We start from the raw sequence: 15,041 nt of genomic DNA on the forward strand, positions 1-15,041 counted from the left end.
TTTTAAATGACCATCAAACAACTTGCCCAAATCTTTATCTTCAGTTGCTTTCTTAATGGTACTGTTAATGCCCAGGCGGTAAAAGAAGAGAACAAATATGGAGAGCAGCTTTATTTGGTTGATGGCAATACGCTAAAGCAAAAAAATAAATATGGAGAGGATCTATTCTACTGGAACGGCGAAGAAATTAAACTAAAGAATAAATACGGCAAAAGCCTCTATTATTTAGATGGCAACACGGTAAAACTCGAAAATAAATATGGAGATCGTTTATATGAGTTTGATGGTTATTACATCCGGTACCGTGATAAGTACGGATCTAAAATCTGGTATTTGGATGGCAGAGTTTTAAAACGAAAAGACAAATACGGGGAAGCAGTTTTCTATTTTGAAGGCATCCCTGATAGATGGGTACTGGTGGCTTTGCTGGATCTAGCTAATTAAGATAAACTTTTTAAAGCTCTCAAAGTTTGTTTAAATTTACATTTATTAAGAAAATTTGCAGGTCTCCCTAAACTAAATAGATAATCAGGATATTTCAGCTGCCTTTGTTCTATCAATTAATCCCATCAAAATTAATATTTATTTATTTTTAAAATTTATGTGTGTATTTGAATTGCATACAATTGCCTTTAATTTGTAATCCGATTACAAAAAGAAATTTAACCAAGACCTATTATATGATTCCTTTATTAGCAACTATAGCTTTATTCCAAACAGTAAGAAATCTTTATAAAAGTAATCTCTCAGATCAAGAAGTGACTTTGCTTGAGTGTTTTTTGTTATTAATGGAAAAAGAAGAATTACTTAATTCTTTGAGCAAAGTGGGTAATAGTGATGCTAAGAGAATAATATATAAATCTTCCAATATAGAGTTAATTCAGCTTTATGATGCTTACTTGAAGGAAATAGTTGAGAAAGCTAGAAAACCATTTTTTTCAAATTTATGCAGTGCAATTTTATCTGCAACAGAACAGATTAATGACAGTGAAATACCAAGCTTGTTTGACAGTCGTATTAAAACCTACATTGAAAAGCAATCTACTGGAGATGAGCTCCAACCAAAAGAGTTAACTCTGCTTTTAAATCATTTTTTACCTAAAGATGAAAATCAAAAATACTATAATCCATTCGGTGGACTAGCATCACTAGCAATAGATCTTCCTTCAACGATTAATTATTATGGAGAAGAATTAAATATATCTGTTTGGCTATTGGCTAAAATGCGAATGATGATATATGATTGTCCAGCCCATTTTCTTTTTAAAAATAAGAATAGTATTGAAGGTTGGTGCTATACAGCGGGAGATAGTTTATACGATTATATTTCTTATAACCCTCCTTTCAATTTGCAATTAGATGAATCATTTCCTCACCTTCTTGAAGATGAAAAATTTGGAGATTATCGTAATGCGAATACCTTGATTGTTTCGCAAACCTTTAAAAAACTTAAAAAGAGTGGGACAATGTCTTTCGTAATGCCTAATGGTTTTCTTAGTAGTAATAAACCGAAGGATAAAGCATTCCGGAAATACTTGTCTGAGAATAACTATTTAAAATATGTAATTTCTTTACCTGAAAAGATCCTCCACTTCACGTCTATATCTGTTAATGTGATAGTTCTGTCAAAAGAAATGTCTGGAAATAAAATTCGATTTGTAGATGGATCTGATTTGTTTAGTAATGAATCTGGAAAACTAAATAAAATTGATATAAAAAGGTTGTTTTCTGAGATTGACCGGGAAAATAATTCAAAACTTTCAAAATCTGTTGACTCTGAATTTATTGCGGAAAACGATTATAATCTTTCCATTAATCGCTATGTTTTTGAAAAACCTGTCATAGACCGATTAGATGAAATTAGATTAGAAAAATTATCTGATATAATTAGTTTAATACCTATAGAAAAACCAACTCAGCTTGAAGCAAGATTGATCAATATAGGGGAACTATCGGACGATAAATTAAATTCTAAGATAGAGTTAAGTAGATTACCGATTAAGGAAGTGAAATCCTCCTCAAGCTTACTTAGCAGAAGTTCAATGTTAATAGCTACTCTGGGGAACAGCATCAAGCCTACACTGTTTCAACCGGATAATAAAGAAACTGTTTATGAAAGAGGTAAGATTTTGGCGTTTACTGTTGATACAGACTTAGTGCTTCCTGAATATCTCGTGATGGAACTACATAAAGATTATGTTCAAAACCAATTAGATAGAATTCGAAGCGGAAGTGGAATTCCTAGAATCCGAAAGAATGATCTTTTAAAGATAGAGATTGTTGTTCCTACTTTTGTTGAGCAGGAAAGAAAACTTAGCCGAGAATATCATAGGTTACATCAAGAAAAGCTAGAAGAGGTCAAAAAGATTTCTACAGATTTTAATATTGATGTTGCAGACGAAAATAGTTTTTTACGTCATCAGATCGCGGGATCAATGAAAAACCTTAGAAGTGCTTTTAAGTTTATCAATAAAATACTGGAGGATCAGGTTAAAACTGAAATGCCAGACTTATATAATTTAAAAGCAAATGACAAGCTGTCAAGCACATTAGGTGATTATTTAAGAATTATGGATAGAGACCTTTCTAGTGTTACCAAAATCCTTAACAAGGCTGGGACAGAAATTGACCTTACAGAACTTGAGGTCGAAAAAATAGATCTAATAAGGTTTGTCGAGAACTATAAAAAAGAAGTTAAGTCTCGTAATGGAGATCATTTTCTTCTGGAGGTGAATAAAGACAAAGCTGCGCTTTTAGAGAATGACCTTAAGACGGTTTATATTCTTGGAGACAAGGAAAAATTAAGACAGGTATTCGATAATATAGTCGCAAATGCATTAAAACATGGATTTGATAATAAGATAGATTCTTCTAATAAAATAGTTTTTGAATTCATTTATGATTTCAAAAATGCCGAAGTTCAACTGGATATTTCAAACTCTGGAAATCCTCTGCCACCAGATTATTCTCATGGTTCATTTATAAGAAAAGGAAGCTCATCGGGTAAAAATGCTGGAGATGGCACTGGTGGGTGGTTTATTAATGAGGTTATGAAACTGCACAAAGGACACTTTGGTTTTACAGATGAAACCGGGCCTGAAGGTATTCCAGGTGACTTGGTAACTACAATAGAACTTACTTTTCCTATAATTTTAAAACAATAGATATGTATAAGGTACTTTGGTTTGATGATAAATATGAAACTACTGAATTAATTGCTGATGAAGCTTTGTTGAAAGACATTAGGCTTATTGGTTATACTAATGCTAAAGACGGAATTGTTGAGTTAGAAGAAAGCTACAAGGAATACGATGCTGTTCTCTTAGACGGCCTGTTTTACGAAAATGCCGACCAGAGGGGAACGGAGTTAGATGATAATGCTTTCGGGCAGGTTGCAAAGGCTCTTTCTAATCTTAGAGCAAAGCAGATTTTTATGCCTTGGTACATATTATCAGGACAAAAGAAATTTAGGAAGGGAGATAGTCCTTTTATTAAACTTTTCAAAGATGAAAGTTATGCTGAGGGAAAAATTTTCGATAAGAATAAAGATGAAGATATAGAGAAATTGTGGGCAGAAATAAAAGATGCAGCGGATAAGAGGCCTCAGAGAAAAGCCAGGTTGTCTAATCCTGAAATCTTTAAAATTTTTGAGAAGGGGTGTTTACCAGAGGAAGTAGAAGACCAGGTTTTAAAATTATTAGCCAAGCCCTTACCTAGTGATAATTCGGAGTTGAAAGCTGTGCTCACAAATATTAGAAGTGTACAGGAAAGTATTTTTCTTAAACTGGCCAGTATTAGAGTTATACCAAACAATATTAATTCTACCAATCAAAAAATAAAACACCTTTCAGGAAATATAAGTGCTCGGAGTAACTGGCAGGCCACAACTGCGGTTTACCAAAATCCCGAAATTGAAAACCTCCAAAGATGGATTTATTTTACATGTGGAAGTTATATCCATCATTTGGAAAGTCAACATTACGATCAATATATGATATCCAATTACGCTATTGAATCACTTAAAATGGGGCTTATGGAACTCCTTCTCTGGTTCGAAAAAATCTACAAGGAGAATATTTAAAATAGATATTGTGAGATACTACGAATTATAAGGTTAACTACATAGTATTTTCAAAATGAAATTCCAAAATGCAGCATCGAAATACCATGCATTCCAAATGCACACTAGCTATATATATTTGTACTACGTTCAACCAGAAAACCAATCCTATGAGATCTTTACTTAGTTTTTTCCTAGCTTTTTTTATATTTACTACCGTAGCCTTCGCACAAACTTATACTGTTGGTGAAACTGAATACTATTCCAATCAAACCTATTCCACTTCTGGCTTGCCGAAAGTGAAACGCAGCGCCGCTAATAAAAAGGCATTTTTGGAATCCAGGGGTTATACTAAAACTCCTGCTGGGTACCAGGTTGATCATATAATACCACTTTCAAAGGGTGGTACCGATAGTCCATATAATATGCAGCTACTAAGCGTAGATCAACATAAGGCTAAAACAGCAAGGGAGAGAAGTACCACAACAACCGGAATCCCAACTTTTTCTACTCCAACGAGCACCTATAAAGTTCCATCTTATAATTCTGCGTCTTATAAATTACCCAAAATGCCAAGTTACTCTGCTCCCTCCTATTCTGTACCAAGTTATAACTCTTCAAAAGTTATACAGACCGGCTCCAGAGGCGGAAAGTATTATATAAATTCTAATGGAAATAAAACCTATGTCAAAGATTAGGAATTGTGGTTTTCCACATTACATTCCTGTTGTAAAATTTTATCTTTAACAAAAATTAACACCACACCCATTATATGATTACTACCGACCATAAATCTAAAGTCGACAAAATATGGGAAACCTTCTGGAATGGAGGAATTTCCAATACTATAACCATTGTGGAACAACTTACCTACCTCATCTTCATCAAAAACTTGGATGAAATTGAGACTAATAATGAATTAAAAGCTCTTCGAGGCCTTGCACATAAGAAAATCTTTAGCGAAGATCAGCAACAGTTTCGTTGGAAGAACCTAAAGGAAATGTCTGTAGATGAACGGCACCAGCTTTTTATCGATAATAAAGATGGGATCTTCCCTTTTATAAGAAACCTGGGAGCAGAGAAAAGTATGTTTGCCACCCATATGCGGAACGCGAGTTTTGGGATTACCAAGCCACAATTGCTGGACTCAGTGATGGACCAGATGGAAACTATTGATATGAGCAACCAAGACGCCAAGGGAGATATCTATGAATATATGCTTTCCAAGATGGAAGGCGGTGGAACCTCCGGACAGTTCCGTACTCCACGGCATATTATCAAGATGATGGTAGCCTTAATGCTACCTTCTCTGGAAGACAGCATTTGTGATCCTTCTGCCGGTACTGCCGGTTTTTTGGTTAATGCAAAGGAATATATAGACCAGAATTACAGTTTTACTGAAATAGATGACCATCGTGAGCATATCGATAAAAAGATGTTTAATGGGATGGAATTCGATTCTACGATGCTGCGTATCGCGTCTATGAACCTTTACCTGCACGGGGTAAAAGAACCTAATATTTACGATGTGGATGCGCTTTCAAAAGACAATACGGTAGCAGACTCCTATTCTCTTATTTTAGCTAACCCACCTTTTAAAGGAAAGATAGATAAAGAAACAATTTCTCCAAGTTTAAAAAACATCACTAACACCTCTAAAACCGAGTTGCTTTTTCTGGCCTTAATGTTACGCCAATTGAAGACCGGTGGCCGTGCTGCAGTGATTGTACCCGATGGCGTTCTTTTTGGCAGCAGTAACGCCCATAAAGGTATTCGCAAGGAAATTATAGACAATCATAAACTGGAAGCAGTGATCTCTATGCCTAGCGGAGTTTTTAAACCCTATGCCGGAGTGAGCACTGCCATTATGATATTTACCAAAACCAATAGCGGCGGCACCGATTATGTATGGTTCTACGATATGAAAGCTGATGGTAAATCCCTGGACGATAAACGAAACCTTCTGGTTGACGAGGAACTATTTGATGCTTTCTCGCAAACCAAAGGTGACTTTACTCCTGAAAAATTAGAACAAATGGCACAGGCGCACGATAATTTTAACCTACCGCAAATCCTGGATCACTACCGCTATTTGAAAAGTGATTACTGGGGGAAAATGCATACTAAAGAGGGAGAGTTGCTACAAGTGAAAGATACTCCTGAAAACCTGGGCTTTGACAAATTTATGGAGAACACCTGTGCCCATAATTATGCCGACCGTACCTCACAAAGCTTCCTTGTACCTCTAAAAGAAATTCAGGAAAACAACTGGGACCTTTCCATTAACCGCTACAAGGAAATTGTTTATGAAGAAGTCCAATACGATGCGCCGAAAGTTATACTTAGCAGGATACAAGATTTAGATAATGAAAGAACGAGTATAAATACAAAACTCACTCAACTGTTATAATCTATGGCATTTCTAAAAAACGTGATAAATAAACCGATAACGGGCGAATGGGGTATAGAAGGAGAAAAGGTCTCTGTGTTAAGAACTACAAATTTCACAAATAAAGGTGTCCTCGATCTTTCCAATGTTATTAAGCGCGATATATCAGATAAAAAAATCGCGACGAAGAAATTGATGAAAGGTGATATCATCATTGAAAAATCTGGAGGAAGCCCCACCCAACCTGTTGGCCGTGTGGTTTTCTTTGAAGAGGAAGGAGTTTTTCTATGCAATAACTTTACTTCAATATTAAGACCCAATAAAAATCTCATAGAACCGAAGTATTTACATTATATACTTTATGCAAGTCACAAATTTAGGGTAACTGAAATGTTTCAAAATAAAACCACGGGAATTATTAATTTACAATTGGCTCGATATATTGATAAAATTGAAATTCCCCTGCCTTCACTAGCCACCCAAAAACGTATTGCCGAAATCTTAGACAACGCAACCGCCCTGCGCGACAAGACCAAACTACTCCTCGAAGAATACGACCAACTCGCGCAAAGTATCTTTTTGGAAATGTTTGGGGATCCAGTGAAAAATTCTATGGGGTGGGACATAAAGAAACTTGATGATTTAACTAACCTTATTACAGATGGAAAGCACGGCAATTGTAATGATGAAAAGGATTCTGGCTATTATTTCATAAGCGCTAAAGATGTCAGAAATAATAACATTAATTATTCAAATACTAGAGAAATACCGAAAAAGGAATTTGAAGAAGTTGATAGGAGAACTAATTTGCAGCCCGGAGATTTGGTAATGGTAAATACCGGGTCTACAATTGGAAGATTGGCAATTGCTAGGGAAATCCCTGAAACCCGGAGAACTACTTTCCAAAAAAGTGTGGCAATTATTAAAACTAAAAAAGAAATTTTAATTCCAGAATTTCTACAATATGTTTTTGAATTGCGGCTTAAAACTTTTGCAACTAAAGGTTCCGGTTCGGCTATTAAAAATCTACTCCTTTCAGAAATGAAAAGGTTTCAGATTATAACTCCACCAATTAAACTTCAAAGCCAGTTTGCCGATAAAATTAGTTTGCTTGAAAAGCAAAAAGAACTGGCAAAACAGGAGCTTAAAGAAAGTGAAGATTTATTCCAGGCTTTATTGCAAAAGGCATTTAAGGGGGAGTTGGTGAAAGAAAAGGAATTGGAAATAAATTAAAATAATATGAATTAAAATGGGGCCGAGTGGCTGAGAAGAACGTTTAGCATGAATGTTATCACTTGAGATATACGTCAAGTGAGTACTAAATACCAATGTCAAGAGTTGGAATTAATCCACCTACATATGACAGGATGGCGAGCATTAACCTTGCCAGGTGTTTCAGTTTGAGGTTGTTCATCATTGAAGCAGTTATTTCGATAATTGTTAAGCTAATATAAGCAATTTCTATACCTGAAAAGTGTAGCGGCATTATAGCCAGAAATGGGGAAAGTGTCGAAAGAGCATGTTCAATCATAAGCCTGCTACAAGTGAAAACTCGGCCCTTATTTATTAATATGGAGAAAAGAAAAGAACATCCCTGGATTAAATTGAAGAGGTATCCTCATATAGGTTTTCCTTTGGAGCGTTCTGATATTCCAAAACTGGAAAATTATATTACCGATGAAAATAAAATCGCAAAGCATAGTTTTCTTCCTTTTCTGCATCGCACCATTTTTCAAAGAAAATTCAGAGCTAATCCAAATGGATTGAAGAATAAAAGCAAAAAGAGAAACCGGGTAAAAGCTAAACCAAAGGCCCGCGAGATATTCTTTGCTAGTCATTTAGATGCTCAGATTTATTCTTACTACAGCTATCTGTTATCAAAAAAATACAATGATCTCCTAAAGTCTAAAAGCTTCGATAAGTCAATAGTTGCGTATAGGAAAATTAGAATTGAAGGGACAAAAAATAAACATAAATGCAATATTGATTTTGCATATGAAGCTTTTAAATTCATCAAGGAAAATCAAAATACAGACCAAACCGTTATTGTTGCCGATATCACTAAATTCTTTGATTGCCTTGACCATAAAATTTTGAAACAAAAATGGGCAGAAGTTTGGGACGGTTCGAATACGCTTCAGAAAGACCACTACAGGGTTTACAAGTCTCTCACAAGAATGAGGTATGTAAATGAAGACTTACTTTTCAGAAATTATAAAAATGAAATTTGGGTTAGAACCGCAACAGAGAACGATCCAATCACATTTACAGAACGGAAAAAGTCAGTTAAAAATAAGCGCTTTCTAAAAGACAATAATGCCATTTCTTTCTGTGAAATTGATGAATTTTATAAAAACAGTACTCATTTAGTTTCAAAATCAACCCGAACTAAGGGTATCCCGCAGGGGACAGCATTGAGTGCCACATTAGCTAATATTTATATGTTGGACTTTGATGGAGAGGTTCAGAATTATATCAATAGTAAAGAAGTGCAAGGTTTTTATCAAAGATATAGTGATGATTTGATAATGGTTGTTCCCTCAGATAAAAAAGGTGAAGCAATAGCACATCTACGTTCCTTAGTAGCTGATAAGGTAAATCTGGAAATCCACCCTGATAAAACCAAAGTTTACCATTTTGCAAACGAAGATGGAAAATTTATTGGCTATGAGATAGATGAAGTAACAGAAGAGCGAAAAAATAAAAACCTGGAATTTTTAGGATTTGAATTTGATGGACAACGAGCATTAATCAAGACGTCCGGTTACTCTAAATTTAACCGTTCGATGAAAAGAGCCTTTAAACGATCGGTTTCCCTGGCAATAAATGCAGAGAGTACAGACGACAAAATTCATAAAAGCAAACTTTATAAAAAGTTTACCTACAAAGGAGCTAAGAGACGAATGATTCAAAACGGAAAAACTAAAACTTACCGCTATGATTGGGGTAATTATTTAAGTTATGTGGAAAAGTCCAATAATACTTTTAAAGATTTCAACGGAAGCGATATTATTAAAAAGCAATCCAGAAAGAGCTGGTCAAGATTCAATGACTTGATGGGCAAAGCAATTAAAAAAGTAGAACGAAGCAAATCAGAAAATATATAAATACTCAAAATTTTAAATTTTAACCAACTAATACTTATGAATAACCACCTGAATTTATTTAAAACCTACACTAAGAAAGAAAGAGAATTTCAATTAGAAAATGATCTTACCCGGGGACTGGCCCTGACATTACTGGAAAATGAACTTTTTTTAAACACCTTCCTGAACGAAGTTCTGGATAAACAAGGTTATAATAGTGTTTTCGATAATTTTGAAGGAAAGCAGGAAATTGAAATTGATATCCAAAAAAAGGTTTCTTCTATTAAGGAAGTAGATCATATATACGCGGTGAGCATAAGTGAACACGAAATGAATACCTCGAATTTCTTCTCTCAGACTCACGAAAGGAAATACGATCCTATCACAGATCTATTAATTACACTTGGTAATATTGCGATTATAGTAGAGGTGAAACCCAATAATCACGATTGTACGGGGCAACTGTTTAACCAGGCACTAAATGCTTCTCAAGAAAATGAGATCACATCGGGAGAAGTGACTCCTGTAGATTTTCACTGGAAAAAGCTGATGGAAAAAGCTATCCAGGTAAACAATTTTCAGAAGGCAACCAGTAATTCCTCCCGTTTTCTAAAAGACTTTATTCAATACGTAAGAGTTCATAATTTTCAATGGTTACCACAGGCTTCACTGTCCTCACTTGAGATTAAGGCAGCTTCAGCTCCTATTTACGATAGGCTCGCTACAGCTATAGACCAGTCAGATTTAAGACCCTTGGATAATAAACGGCTTGGTTTTGTTTGTGAAAAGGCTTGGGCAGATGAGATACTTTTTGCAGTAAATAAGGATGAAAAAACTATAGACGTTCGAATATATCCTGGAAATACTAAAAATCAGGGATGGCATCTTTTTACAAAAAATGGAGAACCACAGTTTAAAAATGAAATTAGTCTGGGTAATCATACATATCCCTTAATTAAAGATTATCATACCAAGTTAACTAGCTTCCAGTCTTACTTTACAAGTCTTGATTTTAAAGAGGATGTTTTAGAAAGCCCTTTATACACAAAAGAAAATTTCGTAAAATATTCCGGACGCAAAAAAAGGGATAAAGACTGGACGCAATTAGAAGATCTTTTTGATGAGCATTTTAAAGATGATTTCGATTGGAAAAAAAATTGTCGCTGGGAGGAAAAGGTTACAGGTTCAGGTAAATCTCAATTTGATATTTCTTTTGGTTATGTTTTGATTCTTAGAATTCCATATTCCGAATTTCAGCAAAGGGATAATAATAAAAATGACCTAACAAAATTAGTTAGTTTCATGGAAGAAATAAACCGGAAAATGAGCTCTATAGTTATAAAGTAAGCAATATAGTAGATATATGTTTATTAAAAATATCATTGAAAAAATAGATGCATCCCAACGTAAAACACTGGTAAGTCTGAAAGATTTCCGAGGTCGTGGAAAAGGTAAGGGAACAGATATACTACCATCTAGAAGTCGTGGCTTATATTGGTTATGGTGTAAAACTCCTCTGGAGCAATTAAAACAAACCGATCACCACGGTGGAGCTCACGTGCCTATCAAGAAATTGCTTCACAATAGAAATGGCCTGGACCATATTTGTAAGATCAAAGAAGGTGAATATCGTGTTTTATACAATGGGATGGGAGGTTATTCCAAGTGGAAAAAAGGAAGCTACTACGGATTAAGAGGAAGGATTAATCAGGAAGTAATTAGTAATAATACCAATACAGGCACTATTAATATCTCCGGGCTTGAATTAGACCTGGAAGATTGGAAAGTAAGTTTTTTTGATTTTAATGATGCTGAGAATCATCAACTCCTAAAAAAGCTACCTGAAGCCAAGGATTGGGATGTGGAGAAAATCTATAAGGAATATGCTAATGAATTAGAGGTGTTATGGCGAATGCATTACGGCACTCCAATCCTTTGTAGATATTAAATTTTATCTTTAACCGATAGGAGAAGGCTTTTATGAAATAAAAATTACAATTAATGGAATCTAATTTTCAGTTTATATCCGGGAAATGGCCGGAGATCTTTAATCGTTTAGAAAAAGCAGAAGAACTTGCCATTTCCGACCCCCGAACCTCGCTTGCCTATTCCCGAATGGGATTAGAATTGGCAGTAAACTGGATGTTTGAAAATGATCCGGCTCTGGAAATGCCCTATGACACTAGTCTTAATGGTTTGATGAAGGATTACAATTTTACCCACCAGGTTCCATCTAAAATACTCAATGATCTTCATTTAATTCGTAAGGCGGGAAATCTTGCTCTTCATAATAAATCGGTTAGCAAACAGGACAGCCTGCAGGCTATCGAAAATTCATATTACTTTACACGCTTTCTTGCATCCTCCTATGCCCCTGATGAATGTGAAAAACCGGGAATGTTCAAATGGGAATTTGTTCCGGAAGAAGGAGCTCCAAAGCTCTCTAAGAGAGAGCTGGATGATCTTATTCAAACTTTTGAAGCCTCAGTCGATAAATGGCAAGAACAGATTAAAGAGATCGAAGAAAAGAATAAGGAACTTGAAAGGAAAAATGACCTTTACAAAAAACAAGTAGAGAATTTAAAAGCGGAATTAGAAAAAAATAAGGAAAAAGCTGAAGAAGAAGATAAGATTCATCATCCTGTAAATGAAAAGGAAACCCGGCGCTACTTTATAGATGTTTCTTTACGGGAAGCCGGTTGGGATCTTAAAGGAGCACGGGATAAGGAATTTCAGGTAAAGTATATGCCCCAATCTACTAATAAATCAGAAACAGGTTATATAGATTACGTGCTTTGGGATGATGATGGTCTCCCTTTGGCCCTAGTGGAAGCAAAAAAAACCTTGCGCAATGCTAAGGAGGGAGAGAATCAGGCTCAGCTATATGCGGATAGCTTGGAGGAGATGTTTGGCCGCAGGCCTGTTATGTTTTACTCCAATGGTTATGAAACTTTCCTCTGGGATGACCAGTTTTATAAGGCTTCAAGAAAAGTAAACGGTTTCTACACGAAACAGGAACTTCAGACAATGATGTACCGCCGGGAAAATCGTAAGGATATCCGAGACCTGGAAATAGATACTGAAATTGTTAACCGTCCCTACCAAATGCAGGCCATAAAAAGTATTGCCGAACATTTTTCAGGGACCGATAAACAAACCGGTAGGCTAATAGGCACTAACCGCAGGGCATTATTAGTTCTTGCTACCGGAACAGGGAAAACCCGTACTTCCATTGCCTTATCGAAGGTCTTGTTTGAAGCAAACTGGGCGAAGCGTATTCTCTTTCTTGCGGATAGGATTAGCCTCGTAAAACAGGCGCAAAGAAATTTTGTAAAACATCTGCCGGAATACTCTACAGTAAACCTGTTGGAAGATAAAGAAAGTCCTAACACAAGGCTTGCCTTCTCTACCTATAAAACAATGATGAACCTGATTGATGGGGTGAAAGATGGTGATGAGCGCTTTTATGGAGTGGGACATTTTGATCTGGTAATCATTGATGAAGCCCATAGATCTATTTATAAAAAATACCAGTCGATTTTTGAATATTTTGACGCACTTTATCTTGGATTGACTGCAACTCCAAAGCATCATATTCATCATAATACTTATGAGGTGTTCGGCCTGCCAGACAAATCTCCTACAGATGCTTATACTTTTCAGGAAGCTGTAGATGAAGATCACCTGGTAGATTATGCTCCGGTGCCGGTTCCAACTAAATTTATGCGGTCAGGAATAAAATATAGTGAACTTTCTCCGGAAGAACAGGCAGAATTTGAAGATGAGATCCTTGATGGAGAACCAGCCACAGGCAATGAACACATTTCTCAAGCTGAATTGAACAAGTGGTTGTTTAATAAGCCTACTGCTATAAAGTCTCTTAGGTATATTCTTGAAAACGGAATAAAAAAGCGAGGCGGCGATGAGATTGGGAAAACTATAATCTTTGCACGAAATCGAAAGCATGCCGAATTCCTAAAGGATATATTTCTGGAACTAGATAAAGAACAATTTGGGAACGATTATGTAAAGGTAATTACCCATAGCGAGCCCAAGGCACAGGAGTTTCTAGAACGCTTTTGCGAAGACGAAAAAGAACGTCTTCCTCAGGTAGCCGTTTCCGTTGACATGATGGATACAGGAATCGACGCGCCACGAGTAGTAAACCTTGTATTTTATAAACCAGTTAAATCTTACACAAAATTCTGGCAGATGATAGGCCGGGGTTCCCGCTTAAGACCTGATCTTTTTGGTCCGGGACAGGATAAAGAGAGATTTCTGATCTTCGATATGTGTGGCAATTTTGAATTCTTTGATGAAAATCCTGAGGGTATTCCACCTAGCATTCAAAAAAGTATAACCGAGGTAGTTTTTAATTTGAAAACTCAACTTGCTCAGTATTTAAAAAAATTTCCTAAAGAGAAAGAATTTACAGCTTTCCGAAAAAAACTACTCGATGAGCTTCATCATACAGTCTCCAGCCTGGATAGAGAGCGATTTGATGTAAAGATGAAAATGGAGAAAGTTCTGGAATTCGGAAGTGAGAACCGCGAACTCTGGAATCACCTTGATAATAAGGATCTCCAAATTCTGGAAAATGAAATAGCTCCTCTGATTAAGCCACCTAGAGGAGACAACGATCTCGCCAGGTTTTACGATCGACTTCTTTATACCTTAATGATAAAACGACTGGAAACTCCGGAAACAGAAGTTTTTGTGAATGTATTTCAAATCCAAATCGTAAAGGTGGCTACAACTTCTAAGAAATTGTTGAAGAAAACTACAATTCCGGCAGTTAAAGCTAGGGAGAAACTGGTAAAACAACCTCTTGAAGAGAGTTTTTGGAAAATAGACGGCGTAAAACATTTGGAGAAGATAAGAGCTGGACTCCGAGACCTGGTTAAATATATTGATCCCGCAGATCATAAATATGTAACCACCAATTTCGAAGATGAACTGGATATCCCGCCTCTGGGTAGAAAAGGAAAAGAAGAACCATCCCAAACGAGAGAAGGAGAAACGAAATATACCTCACCTTTTGAGAATAATCTCATAAGGTTACAGGAGATTCTCAGGGAGAATAAAAACAATGTAACTATTGCCCGGATAAGAAATGGTGAGAAGATTACTCAAAAAGAGTTGCAATCATTAGAAAGTATGATCTTTAACGGGGAGCTGAAAAAAGAAGATGTTGAAAAGGAATTGGGGCAATCAATTAACCTGGTACCATTGATCATTTCACTACACGGCCTTTCTAAAGAGCATGTAGATAAAGAGTTTGCTAGCTTTATTAATAAATATAAATTGAATTCAAAACAGATCAACTTTTTAAATACCATCAAACAATTCATTACCCAGAAAGGAAAAATTGATCCAGCAAAGTTGTACGACGCACCTTTTAGTAATTATCATCCTCACGCTGTAGATGGTATTTTTAGTCAAAAACAAGCTGATCAGATCTTCGACATTATTGGAAGGATAAATAGCACAACAGGTTAATTCATAC

General features: G+C 35.8%; 10 protein-coding genes. All 10 read left to right on the forward strand.

Going from position 1 to position 15,041, the window contains the following annotated elements; genetic code table 11:
• Window positions 1-6: 6 nt before the first annotated feature.
• The 10 genes from LB465_RS10675 to LB465_RS10720 all read left to right on the forward strand — a co-directional run bounded on the left by LB465_RS10675 (window position 7) and on the right by LB465_RS10720 (window position 15,034).
• Entirely contained in the window at window positions 7-444 is a 438-nt protein-coding gene (locus tag LB465_RS10675; protein WP_224469848.1) for a hypothetical protein, read from the forward strand.
• 236 nt (window positions 445-680) lie between these two features.
• Window positions 681-3,164 (forward strand): N-6 DNA methylase, encoded by a 2,484-nt coding sequence (locus LB465_RS10680; RefSeq protein WP_224469849.1) that lies wholly within the window; start codon window positions 681-683, stop codon window positions 3,162-3,164.
• A gap of 2 nt (window positions 3,165-3,166) precedes the next feature.
• Entirely contained in the window at window positions 3,167-4,081 is a 915-nt protein-coding gene (locus LB465_RS10685) for a hypothetical protein (protein ID WP_224469850.1), read from the forward strand.
• Between the two features lie 149 nt (window positions 4,082-4,230).
• Complete coding sequence (locus LB465_RS18495) at window positions 4,231-4,758, forward strand: HNH endonuclease (protein ID WP_224469851.1); 528 nt, start codon at window positions 4,231-4,233, stop codon at window positions 4,756-4,758.
• 74 nt (window positions 4,759-4,832) lie between these two features.
• Window positions 4,833-6,470, forward strand: coding sequence for a class I SAM-dependent DNA methyltransferase (locus LB465_RS10695; RefSeq protein WP_224469852.1), 1,638 nt, complete (start codon window positions 4,833-4,835; stop codon window positions 6,468-6,470).
• Between the two features lie 3 nt (window positions 6,471-6,473).
• Window positions 6,474-7,682: a restriction endonuclease subunit S gene (locus LB465_RS10700; RefSeq protein ID WP_224469853.1), complete on the forward strand. Its 1,209-nt coding sequence runs from the start codon at window positions 6,474-6,476 to the stop codon at window positions 7,680-7,682.
• A gap of 338 nt (window positions 7,683-8,020) precedes the next feature.
• On the forward strand, window positions 8,021-9,556 hold the full coding sequence (locus LB465_RS10705) for a reverse transcriptase/maturase family protein (protein WP_224469854.1): 1,536 nt from the start codon (window positions 8,021-8,023) through the stop codon (window positions 9,554-9,556).
• A gap of 36 nt (window positions 9,557-9,592) precedes the next feature.
• Window positions 9,593-10,882, forward strand: coding sequence for a hypothetical protein (locus LB465_RS10710; protein WP_224469855.1), 1,290 nt, complete (start codon window positions 9,593-9,595; stop codon window positions 10,880-10,882).
• Window positions 10,883-10,898: 16 nt separating this feature from the next.
• A complete protein-coding gene (locus tag LB465_RS10715; protein WP_224469856.1) occupies window positions 10,899-11,483 on the forward strand; it encodes a hypothetical protein in 585 nt (194 codons plus the stop codon).
• Window positions 11,484-11,536: 53 nt separating this feature from the next.
• The gene (locus LB465_RS10720; RefSeq protein WP_224469857.1) at window positions 11,537-15,034 is read left to right on the forward strand and encodes a DEAD/DEAH box helicase family protein; all 3,498 of its coding nucleotides are present in this window, start codon (window positions 11,537-11,539) and stop codon (window positions 15,032-15,034) included.
• Window positions 15,035-15,041: the final 7 nt, after the last annotated feature.

It is taken from the genome of Salegentibacter lacus, assembly GCF_020164555.1.
Taxonomy (GTDB): Bacteria; Bacteroidota; Bacteroidia; order Flavobacteriales; family Flavobacteriaceae; genus Salegentibacter; species Salegentibacter lacus.